Genomic DNA, 25,574 nt, shown 5'->3' on the forward strand with positions numbered 1-25,574 from the left:
AAATTGTATAAAAAAAAGACCGACAATTCTGTACAGCATACAGTAGTGTCGGCCCACACACATCACAAAAGTACCAAAAGGCTTACGCTTTCGACGCTTCTGAAGACGCAGTAGTTTTCTTAGCAGGAGCTTTTTTTGGTGCAGCAGTCTTAGCTTGAGCTGCTTCCAAAGCTTCAATACGAGCTTTTAAGATCTCTACCTCTTCAGAATCTCCACCCTTAAACATTGAAGTGATCTTGTCGAAATCAAAGTTTAATGATGATGTAAATTTTTCAGCTAATGTTTTGAGTTGATCTTCAAATTCGTTTTTCTTCGCTTCAGTGCTGTCTACAAATTCGTCAACAATTTTCTTTCCTTCCTCTACAGTCAATTTCTCTTCTGCAACTAATTTGTCAACAACTTCCTGAATTTTTTCGATAGTAAATGCTGTAATACCTACTCCAGTATATACTAGCTTTTTTAATAGTTCTTCCATGGTGCTTATTTTTTTATTTTGCGGTTAAACTTGTTGTTCAAACACATTGAGTTATCATTTTTACAAAGGTAATAAAAATAAATGAATGAACAATCATTATAAAGACTAATATAAAAATTAAGAAATATTTAAGTTTTATTATAATCTCTTGATAAAGATAGAGATAAGTGATTGAAATTACTATTACGATTCCTTGAATTGTTGATTAATATAAGCTGAAACTTTTGTCAGTGCTTCATCAGATTCAGGAATGAAACGCCAAAACAATTGCCACCAATGGATAAGGTCTTCCCACTCTTGATAAGTGACGTCAATTTTTTGTTGTTCCAATACCTTTTTCAAGCGTACACTGTCGTCATGTAGCACTTCATTTTTAGAAGTCTGTACGAGCATAGGAGGGAAGCCCGTAAAATCGCCATAAAGCGGAGAAACAAAAGGGTCGTCTAACGGTTTTTTATCTGCGTAGACTTTGGCCCATCGCTTCATCTCATCAATTTTTACAAAAGGATCTGTGTATTTATTGTCCTCCACAGTGTCTCCAGTATGCATTAAGTCCAGCCAAGGTGAAAGGCAAATCCCTGCTTTGGGCAATTTTTCACCTTTTTCTTTGAGCCAAAAAAACAAAGTACAAACTAAGCCACCTCCAGCGGAATCTCCTGCTACAATGATTTCCTCTTCTTGATAACCTTCTTTCAAAAGAAACTGATAACCTTCATAAGCATCTTCAATTGGAGCAGGGCAGGGATGATTGGGAATTTTTCGGTAATTGATCAGCAATGCTTCCGTGTCAGTATCTTTCACAATTTTTCCCACCATATGTCGGTGCGTCTGATTGGAACCAATCGCAAAACCTCCTCCGTGAAGATAAAGCAAAGCTCTTTTCTTCTCGGAAGTATGTACAGGCTTAATCACTTCTGCTTCCAATTCTCCAATTTTAAATTTGCTGGATTTAACTCCCCAGGGCAATAGTGCCACAAGGGAGATCAATTCAGTGGTCTCTCTTAATAAAGTAAGGTTGATGTCTTTTGTAGGAAATAAAGTAGAGGATAGGTTCAATCCCATTTTCAAAATCCTATGCTGTAATGATGACATGGGCGGTAAGGTTAATTATTTAAACAGCTCATCTTTTATGATGGGCGATATTTTCTTAGGTTTTTGTGTCTTGATGTCAAAGGCTACTAAAACCACATCAGCTTCCAATGCTACAAGATCAGTTCCTTTAATATAAATAATTTGATGGAAAGTTACACTCGAACCTCCCACTTTAATGACCTGTGAATGCAATTCTAATTCTTGATGCATTGAGGCAGGGAACTTAAAATTGATGTTATAGTTGGCAATTACAAAGGTAGTATCCTCTTTACTTGCCAATACTAAAGTCTCATTGTTTTCAAAGTGACACCATCTAGCTTCTTCCAGAAACTCCATATATCTCATGTTGTTGACATGCTGAAAACTATCAATATGATAATTTCTGACTTTAATAGTGGTCTTGCTTACTCTACCCGTTGTGCTTTCGGTTTGTTTTGTCATAAGTTTGGTGTATTGTGTTGATTATGAATGAGTGAATATACATACATCATTGGGTATTCACAAATTATAGGTAAATCAGAGATATGTGAATGACAAAACCTTATTGAAAAGCAAAATACCTTCTCCTTTCAAAATAGATATAGTGGTTTACTTCATCATAAATGAACAGATCTTGGTAATTACCGATTTTGTCTTGTTCTAAAAAATGGATGGAATAAGATCCTTTCTGAAGAGAGACTTTAGTTTCATCATCATTAAGCTTGGAGTAGATATCAATTGTGGTACTGTTGTTGATTTGATCTTCTTTAGTTAATGGAATACTAGCAATGAATTGATTGTTTTTAATACTGCGAAAAGCAATGGAAGTATTAAGTAATTCAATTTGAGCACTATCTAAAGGAAAACGATGTTCGAATTGAAAATTGGAATCAACCTTTATCAGTGTTTTGAATAGTACATTTTTATCCAATAATTCCTCTTGAAATAAAGCTTGGTAAATAATTTCATTTGTAGAAGGTGTTAGTAAGTAAGAGGGAATGTTATGTTTGGGAAAATCAGTATTTACTTTAATTAAAGTATCTGATAAAGGATGATTGTGAAAGTCGACCTGATTTGGTTTTATCAAAAAGTAAATAAATGTGGCGATAAGAATTAAGAAGATGCTTAATGTAGAGATACACCCCCATTTGAATATTTTTAGTTTGCTCATTTAGTATTTTTGTTGACTGTAAAACTATTGCTTAGTTGTTGTAAAAGTTAGTTTTTAAGTATAATCTAAAAAAGCAGGCCCAAGTTGAGTGCTTGAACCAGCTTTCAATAAAATTGCCTACTTCGACAACTTCGATAAAATAGTATTGATATAATTCATGACTGTGATTTCGTACATCACAGGGGCTACTGTAATTGATTTCGCATGTTTTGCATAAGGTACAAGCCAAATGTATTTCTCTCCAAACTGCTTTGCTTCAAATAAATCTTTCGTCATTTGCATAGGAATATATTTATCTTCTTTTCCGTGAATAAACAAGAATGGAACTTTTGATTTCTTTACATTTTGAATTGGAGAAGCATCCCCTAAATAGAAGCCCGCCATCAGTTTTGTAACGATACTTGATGTATTCATAAACCCAAGATCTGGCACACTGAAATCCTCTTCAGCTCTAAAAGCCAATAACTCTTTTGTGTCAGAAAAAGGACAATCTGCAATATAAAAATCAACGGAGTGTGTCGTCTCATTAAGGCCAGAGTGGGAAGTTACGGTAGCGCCACCAAGAGATTCTCCGTGTGCAAGAATAATATCTTCAGGCTTTCTCTTTTTGGCCCATTGTACCACTTTTTCTAGATCTTGACTTTCAAAGAAGCTGAAACTCACTTCTTCGCCACCACTCAATCCATGTTTTCTATGGTCATAAAGTACTACATCAATGCCATGTTTTAGATAGATTTGAGCATAACGCATCATTCTCCATCGGTCGTGCGTAACGCCGTGTACCATTACAGCAGTTAATTGCACAGAGTCTTCAGGAGCCTCCAGGTAAGTGCCACTGAGTGTATATCCCTGATCAGAAGTTACTTCAAAATCCTCTCTACTTACTTTGTCTAGCCAAGAAGTATCAAAAGACCCATTTTCCTTTTCATCTTGTAGTTTGCTTGTGCCTTGATGCGTTTGTATCAAGCAGGTTTGCGTGTAAGTGAAGATGGAGATGACAGCATAAAAAAATACTACAAAAGCAATTAGTGAAAGGCTTATTTTTTTGATAGATAGTTTCATTGTTGATGATTTACAATAAGTTTTTCATTAAAAAAATTCAACATTATGCATATTCTTTGTTGAATCGATTTAAAAATTAGATATTCATAAGAACATAGTTGAAAACCGGTAGGGAGAATTCAATATGCTATAAGTAAGTGCCCGTTTAAAAATAAAGTATCCTTACATTTGCATTGGCACTTCAATATTGACAATAAATATATCAAAATAGTGATACAATTACGCAATACTTTTTTAATATTAAGCTTATTCACCTTTATTTTTTCATGTTCAGATAAGCAAACCGTAAAAGAAACCGATTGGTTGACACCCTTTGAAAAATCAAAAGGGACTGAAACTTTTACTTATGAGGAGGGAATGGATTATTTCCATCGGCTGGGAGATGCTTATGAGGCATTTAGAGTGGTGGAGTATGGAAAAACGGACAGTGGTTTCCCATTACATTTAGGGATTTATTCAAAAGAAAGCACTTTTATTCCCTCTGATATAAAAAAGAAAAATGTATTGTTGATCAATAATGCCATTCATCCTGGTGAACCTGATGGAGTGGATGCGTCCATGATGCTTTTGCGTGATTTATTACAAGGAAAAGTGACAATTGAGGATGATAATACCATCGTTGCTGTAATTCCCTTTTATAATATTGGAGGAGCATTAAACAGAAATTCGTCTACAAGAGCAAATCAAGACGGTCCTCACGAATATGGATTTAGAGGAAATGCCAAAAACCTTGATTTGAATAGAGATTTTGTGAAAATGGATTCTGAAAACATGCGTTCATTCGCTGAGATTTTCCACCTCTATGAACCTGATTTGTTTATTGATACGCATGTCAGCAATGGTGCAGATTACCAGCATGTATTGACTTATTTGGCTACGCATGAAGAAAAATTGGGTGGTGAAATAGGTGCTTTTATGAAGGAAAAGATGAATCCATTTATGGAAAATGAGATGGAGAACGAAGGTTGGGATATAGTGCCTTATGTCAATGTTTGGGGTACCACTCCAGATAAAGGCTATGTTCAGTTTTTTGATTCCCCCCGTTATTCTTCTGGTTACACTGCTCTTTTTAATACGCCAAGTTATGTGATTGAAACGCATATGTTGAAGCCTTATAAGCAAAGAACATTGGCAACTTATGCCTTTTTGAAAAAAGCGATTGAATTTTTAGAAAGACATGGAGATGCACTTACAGTTGCAAAAGAGGCCAAAATTGAAGCAGATTTAAAGGCTGAATCAATGGCGATCAACTGGAGTTTGGACTCTTCTAAGGTGGATCAAATTTCTTTTAAAGGCTATGAAGGAAGTTACAAAGACAGCGAAGTGAGTGGTTTGCCTCGCTTGTATTACGACCGATCAAAGCCTTATGAAAAAGAAATTCCTTTTTATTCAGGTTTGAAAGTAACGAAAACCGAAAAGAAACCGGACTTTTTTATAATTCCTAAAGCGTGGGGAAATGTGATTGCCGCATTAGAGTACAATCATATTAAGATGAAACAGTTGGAGGAAGATCAGACCATGAAAGTGGAAGTGAAATACATTGAACAATATCAAACTGTAAAAAGCCCTTATGAAGGTCACTATTTGCATTATGATGTAACCACTACCACAAAAGAAGAGGAAGTAATGTTTAGAAAAGGTGATTATATGGTTCCTACGGCTCAAAGAGGCGTCCGCTTTTTAATGGAAACCTTAACGCCGGAAGCCAAAGACAGTTATTTTGCCTGGAATTATTTTGATCCTATCCTTCAGCAAAAAGAACATTTCTCTTCTTATGTTTTTGAAGATAAAGCGGTAAGAATTCTCGAAAAAAATCCCGAACTTAAAGAAGCGTTGGAGAAGAGGAAGAAAGAGGATGAGGGTTTTAGAAATTCTGCTTATCAACAACTAGAATTCATTTACGACCACTCTGACCATAAAGAAAAATCGCACCTAAGGTACCCCATTTATAAATTAAATAACCAATAAAAGTATGGAACTAAAAGATATAGAAACCACAAAATACGTCAATGCATTTAAGGAAAGTAAGTTTATCAATACACTTTTTAAAATCGCGAAAAAGGCAGGAGAGAAAGTAGTTTACGTGGCCTTGCTGCTGTTTTTTATGTATATCGATGAGGAAACACCTAGCAAAGCAAAAGTGGCAATTGCAGGTGCATTGGGGTATTTATTAGTCCCTATGGACCTTATCCCAGATTTCATTCCAGTTGTAGGTTTTGCCGATGATTTTTCAGTAGTATTTGCCGCCATTGGTTATGTATCTGTCTGCTTGAAGCAAGAACATAAAGAATTAGCATTGCAAAAAATGGAAGATTGGTTTGAAGACTTTGATAGAAGCGAAGTGGAAGGACTGAATGATTTGATCTTCAGAAAAAAAGATGAAGCTGAAGAGGAAGAATCGAAATAAGCCGTTAATAGCATTAGATATTGAAAACTGCCTGTAAGAAAAATGTTTCTTGCAGGCAGTTTTTTTGTATTAAGAGATGAATAGTTTTTACAGTAGGCCACAATCTATATTTCAAATCATCATTATAACACTGTTTTAAAGCAACATTACCTTCACTCTTAGCAACATTTTTTCAAACTAAAAGCAACGAGTTTTTTACTAATACTACCCCTGCTAGAGCATTGAAACGCCTACTTTTGGTTTATAATTATTTTTCAAACGATCCCAAGAAATAATTTAAACAATGAAATGAACTAGTTATTGAACTACACTACAAATGAGAAGCTCTTTCTATCAAAGAAAGAAGGTACTTGATATGTCAATCAAGTGTAATAATAAAGCAGTAAACAACAACCTTTTTTATAAATGAGGCAGTAGGTCTAAAATTAGAAGAGTTTTCTTTTAACGGTAGCCTCATGGACAACAGTATTAAGAAATACTATACAAAATCTGACTATGGCATTCTATGTCGAAATATTGATACACTAATTATTATGCAATACTTAATGTGAAAAGGTATTCTTAATACTGGAAGGTTATGCTCTCTTTTTGAAATGAATTTGAATTAAAAGTATGTTTAAAATTACATTTTCAGAGATATTGACAGTATGTCTTTTATCTCTTCTATCCTTCAATGTATTTGCTCAAAATATTATTAGAGGAGTGGTTCTTGATGAGAAAAAATCTCCAATTCCGGGAGCCAATATCCTGATCAAAGGAACGACCCAAGGAACAGTAACCAATATGGATGGAGAATTTTCTCTTTCCACAAATGAGAATGATGTGTTGTTGTTCTCCTATATTGGTTATCAGCCTCAGGAGATATCTGTTAAAGGTAAAAGTGCCATAGAAGTACAGATGGTATTAGATGCCAAACAATTAGAAGAAATTGTAGTCGTAGGTTATGGCGTGCAAAAGAAAAGTGTAGTGACGGGAGCCATTTCTTCTATCAAATCAGAAGATGTAGAATCGACTCCAATTGCCAATGCATCACAGGCCCTTCAAGGAAGGACTTCAGGGGTGATTGTTCAAAGTAATTCGGGAGCTCCAGGTGGTGCAGTAAGTATAAAAATCAGAGGGGTAAGTAGTAATGGTAATTCCTCTCCATTATATATTGTAGATGGACTTCAAGTAGGAAATATCAACAACCTTTCTCCAAATGATATTGAGTCGATCGAGGTGCTGAAAGATGCGGCTTCGGCAGCAATTTTTGGAGCTAGGGGTGCAAATGGTGTTGTATTAGTGACCACAAAACAGGGTGAAAAAGGGAAGTATAACATTACATATGACGGGTATTATGGTATTCAGGAAGCAGCAAATAAAGTAAATATGCTGAATGCTACGGAGTACATGAGAATCCATAATGCAGCAAGTGAATGGGACAATACTGAGCCTCGCTATTCTGAAGATCGAATTCAGCAAAATACAATTGATACGGATTGGCAAGATGAAATGTATCAGAAAGCACCGATCACCAATCATGCATTAAGTTTTTCTGGTGGCGGGAAGAAATCCAACTTCAGCAGTTCATTGTCTTATTTCTCTCAAGACGGTATTGTAGGTGGAAGTAAAAAGTCAAATTTCGACCGCTATACATTCAGAATTAATTCTACACACGAGATCAATGATGTAATTACTTTTGGACAGAACTTGTCGTACTCTCATTCTAAAACAAGAGGTTTTAATGAAAAACAGCAAGTGTCTACCTTGTCAAGTATGTATTTGCATGATCCATTGACACCTGTCTTCACAGATGATCCAACAGGCTATCACAAAAATGCGGTGACTAATGCTGAGGGAAGATATTATGCGATCAGTAAAGAATTGGATGGATATGCAGGTAACCCAATGGCGATTCTAGAAACTCAAAACAGGGAACAATTGTCCAATACGTTGAGAGGGAATGTGTATTTAGATTTTAATTTAGGAACTCTTGTTGAAGGATTGAAATTTAAATCGAGTTTAGGGATCAATAATTATGACAATCATAATAGAGTATTTACCCCCGCTTTTTATATCTCTGCTCAAGGGCCTTACCAAAATGGTACTAGCACTGCTCAAGTAACAACCAATAGAAATACTTCTATCCAATTTGAAAATGTATTGAGTTTTTCTAGATCATTCGGAAAGCAAAATGTCTCGGCTATACTAGGACAATCATTAATAAGCGATCAATATAGAAACACCAACAGTACTAATTCAGATATTTACCCGAGTACTTGGCACTATGGATGGCCTTCTAATGGCGGTCAGGAAAACATGTTGGCAGAAGCGATGCTGAATGAATCAAGATTGGTTTCTTTCTTCGGTAGAGTAAGCTATAATTATGATGAAAAATACATGCTGAATGCGACTATCAGAAGAGATGGATCGACAAGGTTTGGAGAGAATAATAAATACGGCATCTTCCCTTCACTTTCGGCAGGATGGACCATTTCAAACGAAGATTTTTTCCAGATTGATCATAATAAAATTAGCTTAATCAAACTGAGAGGTTCATGGGGACAAGTAGGTAATGACAGAATCGGAAACTGGGGTCATATGTCGATCATGGAACGAAGCGATCATTATATTGTCAATGGAAGCCTCGTACAAGGATTTGCACCGCTAAGAGCGGCTAACCCTGATTTGAAATGGGAAACTTCAGAAACGTTGAATATTGGTATTGACCTTGGTTTCTTGAATAACAAGCTGACACTGACTGCGGAGTATTATGATAAACTGACAAAAGACTTATTGTACGAATTGCCAATTCCAGCATTTACGGGTAGAATGGGGCCTTTGGCCAATATAGGAACGGTATCCAATAAAGGTGTAGAATTTGATATTAGATACACAGGAGAGGTTAGAAATTTAAAGATTGATATCCTTGGCAATATGTCCTATAACCATAACAACATGACAAAACTGGAAAACGCAGAGGGGTATTTTAATGGAAGAAATTTAGGGACTTTGGATGGAAATATGAGAGTACAGGAAGGCTACCCAATGCCATTTTTCTTCGCCTATAAAACAGATGGTATTTTCCAGAATCAAGAGGAAGTAAATAGTCATAAAGATGGAGAAGGCAACTTAATTCAGCCAAGTGCTAAACCAGGTGATATTCGTTTTGTAGATATTAATGAAGACGGAAAAATATCGGATGAGGACAGAACTAATATTGGTAATGCTATCCCGAAATTCAACTATGGATTGACGATTAATCTAGGTTATAAAAACTGGGACTTCAGTATGTTCTTCCAAGCACAAACTCATTATGATATTGCCAATGTAGCTTATGGTCCCAATGAGACTTATCAAAACTTAAACGCAAGACATCTGAATTATTGGAAAGGTGAAGGCACTACGAATGAGTGGCCAGCCATGACGCATGAAGATGCCAATGGTAACTTTACCAAAATCAATGATATGATTCACATTGAAGATGCAAGTTACCTAAGACTTAGAAACCTTCAGCTAGGGTTTACACTTCCAACAAAAACATCAAAAAAGATTGGGATGGAACGCTTCAGAATTTATGGTTCGGTTCAAAACCTTTTTACCATCACAAATTACTCTGGAGCCGATCCTGAATTCAGTGACAGTGACCTCCTTCGTTATGGTCTTGACAACGGTTCCTATCCTCAAGCAAGAACTTACCTGATGGGTCTTAATGTATCATTCTAAACTGTAATCCAATGAAAAAAATATATTTAATCTTTCTTCTATTGATGGGTTGTGATTATTTAAACATCCAGCCAAATGATAGAATTCCCTCTTCTCAATACTACAATTCTGTTGACGAAGCCTATCAAGCACTATTAGGTGCCTATGAACCTATACGTACCATGAAAATGAACTACGTAGATGCATTCCCGTTGTTTTCAATTGCTTTATTTAGCGAATGCATGTCTGATAATGTCAATGGAGGTGCGAATAAAAAACAGACCAACAATCCCTATCAAGAGGCGAATCAATTTGAGATGAGCCCGATTAGATCTGAAGCATTTTGGAGAAGATCTTATAATGGTATTTCAAGAGTAAATTCTCTTTTTCATAACTGGGGAAATATCACCATCAAACAGGGAGAAGAAGACAGGGCCAATACAATTCTGGGAGAAGCTTATTTCCTAAGAGGACATTATTATTTTGAGTTGCTGAGAATGTATGAAAACGTCATTCTAACTACTGAGCCTATTGATGGAACAAGCTGGAGAAACTACAAACAAGAAGATCCACATAAAGTTTATGCTCAGGCCACGGATGATTATTTGAAGAGCTTTGAACTTATGGCGGAAACTGATCCCGAAAAAGGAAGAATGTCTGTATATGCATCTAAAGCTGAGTTGTTGAAAATGTTCCTTTTCTACACGGGATATTATCAGAAAGAATCATTGCCAAGACTGGACGGTAGTGAATTTACGTTAGACAATGCCATTGCACTTGCTGATGATATTTATACTAACAGTGGAAAGCACCTTTTACCAAAATTTGCAGACAACTTTGATCCATTGACAAGTAACTGGAATGATGAAGTACTTTTGGAAATTCCTCATGTAGACTCAGGTTTGCCAGGTTGGACGGGTATTAAATCGGGAAACATTATGTGTAGAGCATCAGGTCCGTGGGGTGGAAAAGGAAAAGCATTTGATGCTACTTATGCAGACGGTTGGGCCAATGGAGTTCCAAGAAGAAAGTTATTGACACTTTGGGATGATCCCAATGATGAACGTAAAAGTGCTACTATTTTAACAGCACAAGAAGTAGAAGAAGGACAAAATGAAGCAGGGTTTGATCCGGAAAGTCCACAATTCCCGATTAAAATAGGATGGCAACATACCGGTTTGTATAACAAAAAGTACAGCACATTCGCTTCTATTCAACCTTCCATTGCAGTCAACTTGAACTACGGAATGAATTATCACGCCCTTCGTTTTGCAGATGTTATCTTGATGGCGGGAGAGCTATATTTAAGAAAGGGTAATACAGGGAAAGCATTAGAATACGTCAACCTAGTGAGAACTAGAGCAAAGGCCACTGCACTAACTTCTATCAATGAAGATATTTTATTTGAAGAAAGAAATAGAGAATTGGCATTAGAAGGAGTAAGGTATCATGACTTATTGAGAAGGTATGGACAAGGTAATTTGAATACTGTAAAATCGATTTTGGATGTAAAAAACTACACTCCAGAAACAGATGAAATTGACCGGTATGGTGAAGCAGGTAAAAGTTCAGATTATGAAATTGACTTCAAATTAGAACAGAGAGGTTTCCTTCCTATACCAATAATTGAATTGGATGTACATCCTGATTTAAAACAGAACGAAGGGTATTAAGTACAAATTCAAAATTATCTAATACTAATTCTATTTATTATTTTGCGATTACTTCCTTCAAAAAACTTTCAATAGAACCACTATTAATACGTTTTTTAGCGTTGTACTCACAAAAAATAAATTAGAATTAACTATAATTTATTTTTGACTTTGTACTTAAATCTATTTTCTTATAGAATACAAAAGGCTTAGAGCATTTATTAAAACTCTAAGCCTTTTTATATTGAATTATAAGGTGTTTTTAAATTAAAGCAAATCCATAGTCCTCACAAAATCAGAAGTAATATCCTTAATTTCAGACCATTTGATTAAAACCTCAGGCGGACAATTTTTTCCTTTACAGCGATTGTAGTCTAACGGAAATAACAACCCTTCTTTATTGATACAAAAAATGCTGTAGCTGTCTTTCTTTACTTTACCGCTGTTGCCTACTTTTTCTTTGATAAGATGAAAAAGGCGATCTTTATAATCAGACTCAGGTAAAAACAGATCATTCAACTGAATGTTTCTTTTATTTATGTAGTCATAATTATAAGTCAGCTTAATATTTCTGATATCTTCTAACCCATTATAATAGGTTTCCTTTGCGAAAGCAATACTCAGTACCCCATACTCTTGGAAATGAACTTTGTAATCCAGATTTAAAAAACTTAGACCAATAGCTCCTTTTTCATTTTTGGTATGATACATCTTTTTCATAAAATCAGATATGGCAAATGCCATGATACTTTGTATATCAATGTTGATTTTATGTTCTATATCAAATTTATCCTTATAATGTACAAAAGGGTAGCTTATATTGAGTTCATAATGAAGAGAAGAGTTCAGTTTATTGAACCCTTGCTTCTCAATTTCAATTGCACTGAGAGGCAGGGCTGTGTTCAGTACATTAGAAGGAATTTGAAAAGATGTACTGATAAAAAGAACTAAAAAAATAGTAATAAGTCTCATATACTTAATTATCTACTTTTTAAACCGAGTAAACAATAAGATTATTGTATGGGAAATGAAGATTTATTCAAAGTTAGGCAATATAATTTTGTCAAACGCACTTTCTGCTTTCATTAACGTTTCAATTTCTGAAATAGTTCTAGGTGCTGAAGCCGATAAATTGACAGGTCCATCAGCCGTAATTAATATATCATCCTCTATTCTGATACCGATTCCCCACCATTTTTCATCACATTCACTATCTTCTGGAATATAAATACCAGGCTCAACAGTGACGACCATATTAGGCAAAAGTTTAGTATAATGCCCTTTGTCATGTACATCCAAACCAATATGATGCATCAGACCATGCGGAAAATAACGGGCATAATCTTCAGGAAACGCTATAATTTTTAGTTTCGTCAGACCTTTCCCAATGACATTTGCAGCAATCTCATGTACTTCCTCAAAAGTGTTTCCTGCTTTACAAGCTTTGATTGCTTTCGTCTGAGCATCCAAAACAATGTTATAAAGCAATTTTTGCTCTTTCGTAAAAGTACCGTTTACAGGAATAGTTCTTGTTACATCTGCTGTATACCCTCTATATTCGGCTCCGCAGTCCATCAAAATCAATTCTCTATCCTCCATCTTTGGTTTGTTATTGGAAATATAATGGAGCATACAAGCATTTTCACCAGCACCTACAATACTAGGATAGCCTTCATATTCGGCCCCATATTTTTTATAGATAAACTCATGAATCCCTTGAATTTCCGTTTCCGACATACCCGGTTTTATCGCTTTCATCACTTCTTTCTGTGCTACACAAGATATAAATACAGCTTTCTTTAATAAGTTGATTTCCTCCTTTTCTTTTACCTGTCTTAAATCTTTCATTAAACTGTCCAGAAGCATAATCTGAATATTGGTAGTTGAAAGATTTTGACCTACAGTCACTCTCTGTTCTGGAGTAGGGGCTGTTAAAAAAGAAATAATATTCTGATCTAGCCTTAATATAGGAGCATTGATCAATTCACTTCCTATAAACTGTGCCACATTAGCCTGTGTTTGTAAGGTACTACCTCTCATCTGATTATATAAATCTTCAGTAACGGGGTTGAGGTAGGCAGGGTAGTGGGCCTTCTTTTTGAAAATCTGAATAAAATCAAAAAGCTCATAAGGATCATATATATTATTGCTGACATCTCTATAAGGATCGAAAGTAAGTACATGATCAAATCCCTGAAAATCTATTTCAACATTCCTAAAAGATTGATTGGACCTTACATTCTGAAATCCCAATTGTTCATGAGTCCCTTCAATTCCCAAACGGGCACCATTCCACATCTCATCATATTCATCCTTGGGTTGTACATAGATTAAGTCAGTACAGACTTCTCCATCTTCTAACGTATAAGGCTCTTTAAAAAGAAAAAGAACAGCATTGGGTTCTCTATAACCGGTCAGGTAGAAAAAGTCTGGATCTTGATGATAAACATAATTTACATCATTGGCTCTGTTACGGACGGGGTTGGCAAAAAAGATCGCCACACTCTTATCTGGCATTTTGGCTCTTAGACTATCTCTTCTGCTTTGGTGAAAGTTTTTTGAAGTGAAGTCTGTGGGAGCATGTTTATATTGAGAAAAACTCTGATAACAAAGTACTAAAAAGGATAAGAGTAGTGTGATTTTTTTCATGTGATAAAACTACCGTTTGAAATTCAGAATTGGAATGTTTTTCATCATCAAATCACTTTTTTGTTAAAAATTAAGTGTGTTTTAGACATTTTTTTAATAAATATTTGGTTTTAAAATTTAATCGCCGTAAAATTGGTCAACCAGTTTATGGTAGAGCAGTTGAAGCGCTGCCAAAACAGGTGAAAAATAGAAATGAATTATTCAAAAATTTAATTTAGGTAGAAAAACGAACTATTATAGCACTCTTTGATCATTGTCTATAGAAGCCTACTAAAATGTAGTAAATAAGTGTTTTAAGGCTGATTTTGATGATTTTTAAAATAAAATTGTCTTTTGATTTGGAAGTGAAATGTAAATGTTTGTAAATTGGTCTACCAGTTTATAAGTTTAGCAAAAATGGAGCAGACAGTATTCAATACATTCAAGAAAATTCAAATTGAAAAGCCTGTTGATAAAATCATCAAGCAGATCAAGACATTAATATCTTCAGGTCAATTGAAGCCAGGTGACAAGTTGCCATCGGAAAGAAAATTGAGCGAGCATTTTGGTATCGGTCGTACACACGTTCGTGATGCGATCCGAAAATTAGAATTCTATGGTATTCTAAAAACGCTGCCGCAAAGTGGTACTGTAGTAGCAGGATTTGGAATTACAGCATTAGAAGGTTTAATCACAGATGTTTTAGATTTAGAAGGAAATGACTTTAACTCTTTGGTGGAGACAAGGGTAATTCTGGAACAAAACACAGCACGTTTTGCTGCAATGCGTCGTGATGAAAAAGACATTGTTTCTATCTCAGGAGCATTAGCTGCTTATGAAAAAGCAGTTAAAGAAGGCAATGACACAGTGGAACATGATTTAATGTTTCATATGAAAATTGCAGAGGCAAGCAAAAACAATGTTTTAAAGTCACTGATGATGATTGTAGCACCTGATATCATTACTTTCTTCAAGGAAAATGACATCTGTACAGGTTCAAAACCTTCAAAAGCATTGGAAGAGCACTATGAAATTTTGGAACATATTTCCAACAGAGAACCTGAAAAGGCGGAGTTGGCAATGTTCAATCACTTAAAGGAAATTCTTGATAAAAAAATTTAAAAAATGCCTATGATATGAACAAGGACGCAAAAAAAATGGATTAACATTATAAATAGTGCTAATCCATGCAGGTTAAGATTTTCAAAAGCAGGGTCATCGGCAAAATCATCCGCATTAGAAATATCTTATGGTTCAAAGATAATATTTCAATTAAGTAAACACAAATTTTTTATCTAACCAGCAACACAACCTGCATCCTAACTAATTATTAAAATTTTAAGCAAATAGATGAATGGTGAATGTATTTAACTATCCGTTAGCTACAATCGTGATATCTACATCTATCGCTATCTCTCTTAATGAAATAAAATGAATTACTTAACTAGAATTTTACTAACTGTAGTAAGTTTCTTAGCCTTTTTGGGCATTTCTGAAACTTATGCTCAGGAAGCTTATATGCTCAAAGGTCAAGTTGTAGATCAGGAAGGAATGCCTTTACCTGGTGTTACAATTGTCATAAAAGGAACAGAGTCAAGCAAAGGGACAATTACTGATTTTGACGGTCTATACAAATTGATGGTGAAGTCAAATGATGTTGTGAGTTTCTCTTTCATTGGTCACAAACCACAAGAGTTTACAATTACATCTCAGTCAGAACTAAATGTTCAATTAATTGAAGAAGCAAGTCAACTGGATGAAATCGTAGTTGTTGGTTATGGTGCTGTTCAGAAGTCACACCTCACAGGTGCTGTTTCTAAAGTTTCCAGTGAAAAAATGGACGAGATTCCATCGGCACGTTTGGATGATGCATTGGCTGGTCAGGTTTCGGGTGTAAATATCCAAATGACCAATCCATCTGCAGGTGAAGCTCCAACGATCCGTGTTCGTGGTGTAGGTTCAATTACATCATTCCCTAGTCCACTGATTGTAGTTGATGGAATAGTAGTAGATCAGGATTACATGAGTACACTTGATATGAATGATGTGGAATCAATCGAGGTATTGAAAGATGCATCTTCTGCAGCAATCTATGGATCAAGAGGTGCAAACGGTGTGATCTTAATTACAAACAAAAAAGGTAAAGAAGGTAAAGCAACGTTCAATTACAATGGTTATTTCGGTGTGAAAGATGTTCCAAGTAATGATGTGTTGAAAACAGTAGGAGAATGGAATGCTTTTGTAAGAGAAAACAATGAAGGAGAGCTAACTGATAGAATGAGATACATCAATGAATTAGGTACAGAGACCAATTGGGAAGATGTAATCATGGATGGAGGTACAATCCAAAGTCACTCAATATCAGCAAGAGGTGGTTCTGAGAAGACTAAATACTCTGCATCAGCTAACTATTTAAAAGATGAAGGCGTTCTACTTACAGATAGCTATGAAAGAATCAACTTCCGATTAAGTGTAGATACTAAAGTCAACAAACGTCTTTCATACGGTTTGAAATTAAATCCTTCATTCAGTAATCAAAGAAGATTCCCGATTGGTGTACATGATGCAATTCGTCAATCACCTTGGTTACCACAACATGTGGATGAAAACAATGTGAAATTTGTAAACCGTGAGAGAGAAAATGGTCGTTGGGCAGATACTCAAATTGGTGATTACACTATGGAAAGAATGTTTGATGATTATGACTTAGATGCTGGTATGCCAGTTGAATCAGGTGGAACGGATATCAGTACTACTTCAAATGTTTCACCTATAGCAAAGATTTTAGAAAGAGAATATAGAAAGTATCAAACAAAACTTTTTACAAGTCTTTACTTAAAATATAAAATTGCAGAAGGACTGAACTTTAGATCTGCTGTAGGGGGTGATTATAAAAATACAAGGAATCATCGTTTTACTGGAGTGAAAGCAAGTAGAAATGCAGAGAATGGTACTTCAGCATATGACAATACATCTAAACAGTTTCACTTGGTAACAGAGCATACGTTAACGTACGATAAGAGATTTGGTAACAAACACTCATTAAATGCAGTAGTAGGTTTTGCATTTGAGTATTGGGACACGAATGGAAGTTCAATTGAAGCAAATGGATACAATTTTGATTATATCAAAACAATCCCAGCAAATAACGTAACAGGAGCTTCAACATATGCTAGCCAAAAGTCGTTAGTATCGTATTTAGGTCGTGTGAACTATGCTTATGATGATAAATACTTAGTTTCATTAAGCTTCAGAACAGATGGTAGTTCTAAGTTTGGACAAGATAACAAATATGGTGTATTCCCTGCAGCTTCAGTAGGTTGGAGAATTTCACAAGAGAATTTCTTAAAAGACAATGAGATTATCAGTAATCTAAAAGTAAGAGCAAGTTATGGTGTGACGGGTAATGATGGTGACGATAACATTGTAGGTCGTTATCCAGCAATCGGTTTGGTTGAACCTGTAGGTGCTGTTTTTGACGGAGGAGTTTATACTGGCTTTAATCAATCTACACTTTCAAACCCTCAACTGAAATGGGAGAAATCAATCGAGATTAACCCAGGTATTGATGTAGGTTTCTTACAAGATCGCTTTGGATTTAGTATTGATCTTTACAAGAAAAATAGCCAAGACTTATTATTAAACAGACCTATTCCTTCTGCAACAGGATTTAAAGATGCTATCGTAAACCTTGGAGAAGTAGAAAATAGAGGTGTTGAGATTGAAGTTAGAACAACAAACTTAGACAAAGGCGGGTTCAAATGGTCTACTACTGGTAACATGTCATTAAATGAAAATAAAATTGTAAGTATGGCAGGAGCTGACGGTCTTATCTCTGAAGTAGATCCTAAAAGACCTGCACAGTGGATTGCTAAAGAAGGTCATCCAGTATCATCATTTTATGGTTACGTAGTAGAGAAGGAAATTCCATTGAATTATATCAAGAATCCTTTCTACCCAATCAACGGTCAGTCTCAAGATATCTATGTAAAAGACTTGAATGGTGATGGTATCATTGATCCAGATGATAGAACGATTTTAGGTTCACCATATCCTAAATTGATTTGGTCACTCACGAATACAATCAACTATAAAAACTTTGACTTAAGCTTTATGTTCCAAGGTTCTCATGGTGCTAAAGTGAGAAACATAGACCCTCAGTATGTAAACAATCAGTTTAGTTCAAATCAGGATTACATCAATGATGAAACTGATCCTAACTTCTTCCCAGATGCTGATAAAGTTGTTGAAAGAATTTATACAGATGACATTGTTATGGACGCTTCTTATATCACTCTTCGTAACTTGAATGTAGGATTTACATTACCGAAAAGTGCAATTAGTAAAGTTGGAATCAACAGAATGAGAGTATATGTAGCTGCTCAAAACTTAATTTATATCATGGGTGAAGACTATAGAGGTTATAACCCAGAAGGTATCAACCAAGGTTTGGATTCTCCTTTGACTTATGGTTATCAAAGAGGTGCAGCACCAATCCATAGAACATTCTCAGCAGGCGTTAACTTATCATTCTAAGAATCATGAAAAAGAAATATTTAAATATTATCTCCGCTTTGATGTTAGGTGCAGCAACATTAACATCATGTGAGAGTCAACTGAACCTAAAGCCTATTTCGGCAATTGGTACTAATGGATTTTACCAAAACACACAGGAAGTGGAAGCAGCAACTTTCGCTATGTACGATGGCTTACAAAATACTGTATTAAGAGAGTTTGCATTTACAGAAATGCGTTCGGATAATGCGAAGTCAAAAAATAGTGAAGGAGATTGGGGGCAGTTTGATAACATGAACGTTTCGCCTACTAATGGCACTTTGTCAACGTATTGGGTTGATTGTTATAATGTGATTTTTAGAGCCAATAAGGTTTTAGCATCTTTAGAAGTAGTCACTGATGATGCCTCGAAAAAGCTGTTCGAAAGTGAAGCAAAATTTGTAAGAGCATTGATGTATTTTAATCTTACAAGAGGTTTTGGTGATGTGCCATTAATCACTAAAGTTGTTGTACCAGGTGACTTAGAAACTACTGAAAGAATTGCTACAAATACTGTTTATCAGCAAATTGATCAAGATTTAACGGAAGCAATTGGAAGTTTACCAGAAAGAGGATCTATTCAGGAAGGTAGAGCAACGAAAGCTGCGGCACAAGCATTATTAGCAAAAGTGAAACTGACTACAGGTGATTTTACTGGAGCTAAAACACTTTTAGAAGCAGTGATGGGAAATGGAGATTATAGCCTTATGGAAAACTATGAAGATGTTTTTTATAGCGAATTAAACTCTGAAATTATATTTGCAATACAGTTTATTAATGATAATGCTGAAGAATCTCAAGATTTCTCCTATGAGTTTACAAAGTTGGGAAAAAACACAGGCTTGAATTATGTAACTGATGATTTTAAAGCCAATGTAGGTGCAGCTGATGTTAAAAGAACAGCAGTACTTTACAGTCCCGATGATGCAAATGAAAATGGTAAGTTTATCACTTCTTCTGCAGATAATAGACTTTGCGGTAATGATTGGATCGTTTTAAGAATGGCAGATGTTTATTTGATGTATTCAGAAGCAGTTTTAGCAGGAGCAGAATCTACAACTGATGCTGGTGCTGTGAATGCTTACAATATGGTTAGAGCGAGAGCCGGAATGCCTACTTTAGACACAGGAAGTACATTGACAAAGCAAGCTTTATTATTAGAAAGAAGAGTTGAATTGGGCTTCGAAAATCATAGACTTTATGACTTGGTGAGATTTGGAGTAGCGGAAGAAGTAATGGGTGCTTTTGCAGCAGCCAATGGGTTCCCGTTCAATGGAACTAAACTTTTACTTCCTATTCCTCAAAGAGAAATAGATACAAGTTACGGAGCATTAAAACAGAATCCAGGCTATTAATTCCATTAAAAGTAGAGTTGGGAATGATCATTAAATAAGGGAAACGCACGTGAGTTTAACATTCCCAACCTACTCTTAAATTTTTTGAAGAACAATTCAATAAGCAAATCATGAAATCATTTTTAAAATATATAGGATTGACAGGAGCTTTAAGTGCAGCATTATTTGCTTGTACTGATGAGTTGCCAGGTGTGGGTTCAATTGAGGATTTAACACCACCATCCGCTGACTTTTCTTACAAATCAAGTACAGAAAGTTTCAAAGAAATTCTATTTACAAACAACTCCATCTCAGCAGGTGTTTTCGAATGGGACTTTGGTGATGGATCTACTTCTGATGATAGAGACCCAATACACATCTACCCAGGAGAAGGTTCTTATACAGTGAAGTTGGTAGCAAAAGACGGCAATGATCTGACTTCTGACACTACTATTACAGTAGAGATTGTAGATGAGTTAATTCCAGAGTTCCAATGTAAAAGTTTCGAATGCTCAGACAGAAGCGTTTGGGGTAGCTTCTCAGGTTCTGGATCACCAACTCCTCCAGATGAGTCTACAGGTGCTAAGCTTGGTAATGATTCTCAGTACCTAGATCAAACCATTGCCGTAACAGGTGGAGTGACTTACAATGTGAGCTTCCATTATGTAAGTAAAACAAGTGGTTCAAGTGCAGGAAAATTACTGATGGAAGACCCTGACAACGGGATCAAGTTTGTAGATGAATCTATTCCATTGACAAGCAACTCATCGGAGTATGTTTATAAAAGTTACATTGTAGAGACCACCAATAACACCTCACAATTACGCTTCAACCTGACTTTTGAAGGAACAGAGGCAAGATTTGATTTGGTAGAAATCAAAAAAGTACAGTAGGGGCAAACCTATGTGTTTGCCCGCAGTACCACGAGTAACCCACGGTTGCTCAAATTACCAAAGGAAATCGTGAACACCGGGTTCCAATGGGCAAAACAAGAACAGACAACACCATCCAGTATCAACTGGATGGTACCTCTCAAATCATTCAAGGAAGCATAAATGAATTGATAATGAATACTTCAACTAAAATAAAACTACTCTTACCGCTCTTACTTTTTATCTCTTTGGTCTCTCACGGTCAGAAGCTAGTCAACGATGTGACAGCACTAAAAGAAGCGATCAAAACAGCAAAAGCAGGAGATATTATCCTAATGAAAAATGGCGTTTGGAAAGATGCCGAAATCAAATTTAAAGGAGAAGGAACCGAACAACAACCTATTATTTTAAAAGCAGAAACAAACGGTAGTGTATACTTAGAAGGACAGTCTTACATCGGTATTTCAGGAAAATACCTACAAGTGGAAGGACTTACTTTCAGAAATGGTTATACACCTACCAATGCAGTAATTAGCTATAGAACTAGCAGTAAAGAATTGGCTTACCACTGTAGAGTGACGCAGTGTGTAGTAGAAAGCTACAGTAATCCAGAAAGATATGATGCAGACAAGTGGGTGGAAATGTATGGAAAGAACAACACTTTTGATCACAATGCATTAGTTGATAAGCGTAACAAAGGAGTGACTTTTACAGTGCGTTTGAACAGTGAGGAAAGCCTAGAAAACAACCATATCATTGAGTATAATTACTTCGGTAAAAGACAGAATTTAGGTTCAAATGGTGGAGAGACTTTAAGAATCGGAACGAGCCATTACTCTAGAAAAAACTCTAATTCGATTGTTCGTAACAACTACTTCGAGGCATGTGATGGAGAATTGGAAATTATCTCTAACAAATCATGTGGTAACACTTATCAGAACAATGTTTTTGATGAATGCAAAGGTACGTTGACGATGCGTCATGGAGAAAGAACTTTAGTAGAGAACAATTATTTCTTGGGAAATAGAAAACACAATACAGGAGGAATCAGAGTCATCAACGAGTATCAAACAGTAAAAAATAACTACTTAAGTGGATTAACGGGATATCGTTTTAGAGGAGCGTTAGTTGTGATGAACGGAGTACCTAATTCACCTTTGAACCGCTATAATCAAGTGGTTGGAGCAAAGATCACGAACAACATCATTATTGACAGCGATCACATTCAGTTGTGTGCAGGAAGTGATGAAGAAAGATCAGCAACTCCGGTAGATTCTCACTTTGATCAAAACGTCTTAATGACGACTACAAACCCTAAGTTATTCACGGTTTACGATGACATTTCAGGCATCAGTTTTAATGGAAACTACATCAACCAAGAAGAAAACACACCAACTGAAGAAGGTTTCAAAAAAGTGGAGTATGCTTTGACTGAGAATGAAAATGGTTTGAAAGTTCCATCAAAAAAGATTCTAAAGAAAATTGGTTTCGAAGGTGAGGTGAAATTACCTGTAACGAAAGCAGAAGTTGGTCCATCTTATTACCAAAAAGACCAAAACAAATTAGGCTTAAATGAAGGCAAGGTCATCGAGGTTGAACCAGGAATTAATACAATCATTGAAGCGTACAGCAAGTCAAACGCAGGAGATATTTTACAATTGAAAGGCGGTCAAGAATACATTATGACAAAGACCTTATTTGTGAAGCATTCAATAACAATCAAGAGTGATGCAAAGGCAATCGTAAAGTCAGAAAAGACAGTTGCTATTCGAGTAGAAAACGGTGGAGATCTAGAATTAAATAACTTATTAATAGACGCTTCAGATGCTCCAGATCAATCAGGAAATGCCATTGTGAGTACAAGTAAATACTCTATGAACGACAACTACATTTTCAAAACGATTGATTGTACTGTAAAGAATTTGAATATCAACCATACTTTCAATTTCTTAAAGATTTATCCATCTACTATGGCGGATACAATCCAGATTCAAAACACAGATTTTGAAGATGTAACGGGTGCAATTTTAGCTTTGGACAAGGAAGTAGATGACTTAGGAATGTACAATGCAGAGTACGTGATCATTGATCAATCTAACTTCAAAAACATCGGGAATACGATTGCAGATGTATACAGAGGCGGAACGGATGAAAGTACTTTCGGTCCTAATGTAAGCGTAACAAATTCCACTTTTGAAGAGGTAGGAAAAGACAAAAGAAATAAGGAAATGTCATCTCTGACCTTCCACGGAGTACAGCATTTGGTGGTAGAAGATTGTCTTTGGAAAAAGAGTGCTCCATTGAAGTTATTCTTGACAAACGGTGAGCCGATTTCGATCATCAAAGACTGCACATTTGATGAAACAGAAAAGGTAGTAGCGAACTCGGATCAATACAGTTTAGAAAACGTGAAAATGATCAATAAGTAATGTTGATAAAGAAATTATATACAGTAGTTTGCTTTATAATGTGTGTTTCAACTCTCTTCGCTCAGTCAGTGACACTGACTGAAGGAGAAGTTGAGGAGATCATTGCAGTAGACAATCAAGGGAATCTATTTGGTGCATCACTTGCTCAAGCAGAAAAGGAATTGGCTCCTTATCTGGAAAGTGGTTTGGATGTTCCGACTCCCAAAGATTTAGCTGGAGGATACACGCACACACAACATAAAGTTAACTACTTTACGATGCAGAGGGCAGGGTTGCTTTTTCAGATTACTGGCAAAGAAGCTTACGCTGAACTGATCAAAACTACTTTAGAAAAGTACCTCAAACAATACCCGACGTGGGGGAGACACCCTTCAGAGAAGTCGTATGCAAGAGGGAAGATCTTCTGGCAGTGTTTGAATGATGCCAATTGGTTAGTGTATACAAGCCAAGCATATGGAAGTATATATAATTGGTTAAGTGAAAAGGAAAGAAAGCAATTCAATGAGAAGCTTTTTGTTCCGATGGCCAACTTCTTATCCATTGAAACGCCTCACTTTTTTAACCGATTGCACAACCACAGTACTTGGGCAAATGCAGGTGTAGGGATGATAGGTCTTGTAATGCAAAATGAAGGTTTAATTCAAAAAGCATTGTATGGATTACCATTAAATACCAAAACTGCAACGGACAATGACGGTGGAAGTATTCAGAAAGAAGGGCAAACAAAGGCAGGTTTCCTAGCTCAAATCGATCACTCTTTCTCTCCTGACGGTTACTATACGGAAGGTCCTTATTACCAACGTTATGCGATGTATCCTTTCTTGATTTTCGCTCTTTCATTAGAACATCAAAAGAAGGATTTAAAAATCTTCGAATATAGAGACGGAGTATTACTGAAAGCTATTGATGCGTTATTGCAACAAACAGATGACGATGGAGAGTTTTTCCCATTAAATGATGCTCAAAAAGGGATGTCGTATTACTCTAGAGAATTACAACTATCATTAGCTTTAGGTTACTATTATGGCAATCAGGATGAAGGTTTGTTATCCCTGATTCAAAAACAAAGTAGAGTGCCACTGACTTATTCTGGATGGAAATCAGCTATTGATTTAGCCAAAGGAATAGGAAAGAAATTTGAAAAACGATCAATCTATTTAAGTGATGGTCCTAAAGGTGAAAAGGGTGGAATCGGAGTGTTGAGAAGTAAGGAACATGAGTTGATCATGAAGTTTACACAGCACGGAATGGGACACGGTCATTTTGATCGACTTTCATATAGCTTGAATTATGATGGACATGAGATTCTTCAAGATTATGGTGCTGCAAGATATGTCAACATTCATCAAAAAGATGGAGGTGGATACTTAAGGGAAAACAAAACATGGGCAAAACAGACAATTGCTCATAACACAGTGGTGATTGATGGACAATCACAGTTTGATGGAAAGGTAAAAGTTGCTGATCGAATTGCTCCAGATGAGTTTGTTTTTTCAGCAGAAAATCAAAAAGTCCAAGTAGTAAGTGCCAAGGAAAACAATGCTTATGAAGGCGTTGAACTATTTAGAACATTGGCTTTGATAACGGATGAGAGCTTTGAAAATCCATTTGTGATAGACCTTTACAATGTGAAGCTTTCTGAAGAGGCGGAAATAGAATTGCCTTATCACTACCACGGTCAGTTTATGTCATCGAGCATTGATTTGACAAGGAATCAGACCTTAAGTCCACTAGGTGAGGAAGATGGTTATCAGCACTTATGGAAGGTGGCCGATGGAGAAGCAGATCAGGATTATGAGCAGATTAATTGGTTTGATAAAACACGTTTTTACACACTTAATGTAGCATCAAACAAAGGAGATCAACTAGTAATGGCAAGATTAGGAGCCAATGATCCCAACTTCAATTTGAGAAATGATCCTTGTTTTATTCTGAAAAGAAAAGGTCAAAAAGGAAATAATCTGATGGCTTCAGTACTGGAAACTCACGGTAGTTATTCTACAGTGACTGAAGCATCAAGAAATTCATACGGGAATATAAATAGTGTAACAATTTCATTTCATACAGACGAATATTCAGCGATAAGCTTTACTAACAAACAAGATGAAGAATGGACCTTCATCATTTCAACGGTTGACAAATCTAGTCAGACAACACATGAGATTACAATCGAGGATAGACAATATAAATGGGGCGGTCCATTCGCCCTATTTCGAAATGATTTAAAACAGTAAA

General features: G+C 35.9%; 17 protein-coding genes. 10 read left to right on the forward strand and 7 right to left on the reverse strand.

The genetic code is table 11. The annotated features are described in order from the left end of the window. Positions 1-82: 82 nt before the first annotated feature. The 5 genes from HHU12_RS14880 to HHU12_RS14900 all read right to left on the reverse strand — a co-directional run bounded on the left by HHU12_RS14880 (position 83) and on the right by HHU12_RS14900 (position 3,779). On the reverse strand, positions 83-475 hold the full coding sequence (locus HHU12_RS14880; protein WP_205959888.1) for a phasin family protein: 393 nt from the start codon (positions 473-475) through the stop codon (positions 83-85). Between the two features lie 183 nt (positions 476-658). Beyond that, positions 659-1,567 (reverse strand): alpha/beta hydrolase, encoded by a 909-nt coding sequence (locus HHU12_RS14885; RefSeq protein ID WP_169657542.1) that lies wholly within the window; start codon positions 1,565-1,567, stop codon positions 659-661. Between the two features lie 15 nt (positions 1,568-1,582). Beyond that, positions 1,583-2,008, reverse strand: coding sequence for an acyl-CoA thioesterase (locus tag HHU12_RS14890; RefSeq protein WP_169657543.1), 426 nt, complete (start codon positions 2,006-2,008; stop codon positions 1,583-1,585). Positions 2,009-2,108: 100 nt separating this feature from the next. After that, positions 2,109-2,717 (reverse strand): hypothetical protein, encoded by a 609-nt coding sequence (locus HHU12_RS14895; RefSeq protein ID WP_169657544.1) that lies wholly within the window; start codon positions 2,715-2,717, stop codon positions 2,109-2,111. A gap of 117 nt (positions 2,718-2,834) precedes the next feature. Then, positions 2,835-3,779, reverse strand: a complete 945-nt coding sequence (locus HHU12_RS14900; RefSeq protein ID WP_169657545.1) for an alpha/beta hydrolase — start codon at positions 3,777-3,779, stop codon at positions 2,835-2,837. Between the two features lie 210 nt (positions 3,780-3,989). On the opposite strand from HHU12_RS14900, the gene HHU12_RS14905 reads away from it, so the two are divergent. From HHU12_RS14905 to HHU12_RS14920, 4 genes are all read left to right on the forward strand, one after another. After that, positions 3,990-5,747, forward strand: a complete 1,758-nt coding sequence (locus HHU12_RS14905) for a M14 family metallopeptidase (RefSeq protein ID WP_317170483.1) — start codon at positions 3,990-3,992, stop codon at positions 5,745-5,747. A gap of 4 nt (positions 5,748-5,751) precedes the next feature. After that, complete coding sequence (locus tag HHU12_RS14910) at positions 5,752-6,186, forward strand: YkvA family protein (RefSeq protein WP_169657546.1); 435 nt, start codon at positions 5,752-5,754, stop codon at positions 6,184-6,186. A gap of 612 nt (positions 6,187-6,798) precedes the next feature. Then, entirely contained in the window at positions 6,799-9,891 is a 3,093-nt protein-coding gene (locus tag HHU12_RS14915) for a SusC/RagA family TonB-linked outer membrane protein (RefSeq protein WP_169657547.1), read from the forward strand. 11 nt (positions 9,892-9,902) lie between these two features. Further along, complete coding sequence (locus HHU12_RS14920; protein WP_169657548.1) at positions 9,903-11,543, forward strand: RagB/SusD family nutrient uptake outer membrane protein; 1,641 nt, start codon at positions 9,903-9,905, stop codon at positions 11,541-11,543. A gap of 246 nt (positions 11,544-11,789) precedes the next feature. Here HHU12_RS14920 and HHU12_RS14925 read toward each other — a convergent pair whose 3' ends face one another. Next, on the reverse strand, positions 11,790-12,494 hold the full coding sequence (locus tag HHU12_RS14925; RefSeq protein WP_169657549.1) for a hypothetical protein: 705 nt from the start codon (positions 12,492-12,494) through the stop codon (positions 11,790-11,792). 63 nt (positions 12,495-12,557) lie between these two features. Beyond that, positions 12,558-14,171, reverse strand: a complete 1,614-nt coding sequence (locus HHU12_RS14930; protein WP_169657550.1) for an aminopeptidase P family protein — start codon at positions 14,169-14,171, stop codon at positions 12,558-12,560. Between the two features lie 396 nt (positions 14,172-14,567). On the opposite strand from HHU12_RS14930, the gene HHU12_RS14935 reads away from it, so the two are divergent. From HHU12_RS14935 to HHU12_RS14960, 6 genes are all read left to right on the forward strand, one after another. Then, positions 14,568-15,272, forward strand: coding sequence for a FadR/GntR family transcriptional regulator (locus tag HHU12_RS14935; protein WP_169657551.1), 705 nt, complete (start codon positions 14,568-14,570; stop codon positions 15,270-15,272). Positions 15,273-15,581: 309 nt separating this feature from the next. Further along, positions 15,582-18,686 carry a SusC/RagA family TonB-linked outer membrane protein gene (locus HHU12_RS14940; protein ID WP_169657552.1) on the forward strand — a complete coding sequence of 1,035 codons (3,105 nt, stop codon included), beginning with the start codon at positions 15,582-15,584 and terminating at the stop codon, positions 18,684-18,686. A gap of 5 nt (positions 18,687-18,691) precedes the next feature. Continuing rightward, positions 18,692-20,059: a RagB/SusD family nutrient uptake outer membrane protein gene (locus tag HHU12_RS14945; RefSeq protein ID WP_169657553.1), complete on the forward strand. Its 1,368-nt coding sequence runs from the start codon at positions 18,692-18,694 to the stop codon at positions 20,057-20,059. Between the two features lie 110 nt (positions 20,060-20,169). Beyond that, on the forward strand, positions 20,170-20,931 hold the full coding sequence (locus HHU12_RS14950) for a PKD domain-containing protein (RefSeq protein ID WP_169657554.1): 762 nt from the start codon (positions 20,170-20,172) through the stop codon (positions 20,929-20,931). An 86-nt stretch (positions 20,932-21,017) separates the two neighbouring features. Next, the gene (locus tag HHU12_RS14955) at positions 21,018-23,339 is read left to right on the forward strand and encodes a polysaccharide lyase 6 family protein (RefSeq protein ID WP_205959889.1); all 2,322 of its coding nucleotides are present in this window, start codon (positions 21,018-21,020) and stop codon (positions 23,337-23,339) included. Continuing rightward, positions 23,339-25,573 (forward strand): alginate lyase family protein, encoded by a 2,235-nt coding sequence (locus tag HHU12_RS14960; RefSeq protein ID WP_205959890.1) that lies wholly within the window; start codon positions 23,339-23,341, stop codon positions 25,571-25,573. The genes HHU12_RS14955 and HHU12_RS14960 overlap by 1 nt, the downstream gene beginning before the upstream one ends. The last annotated feature ends 1 nt before the right edge of the window (position 25,574 follow it).

Origin of the sequence: Flammeovirga aprica JL-4 (assembly GCF_012844305.1) — a bacterium.
Classification (GTDB): Bacteria; Bacteroidota; Bacteroidia; order Cytophagales; family Flammeovirgaceae; genus Flammeovirga; species Flammeovirga aprica.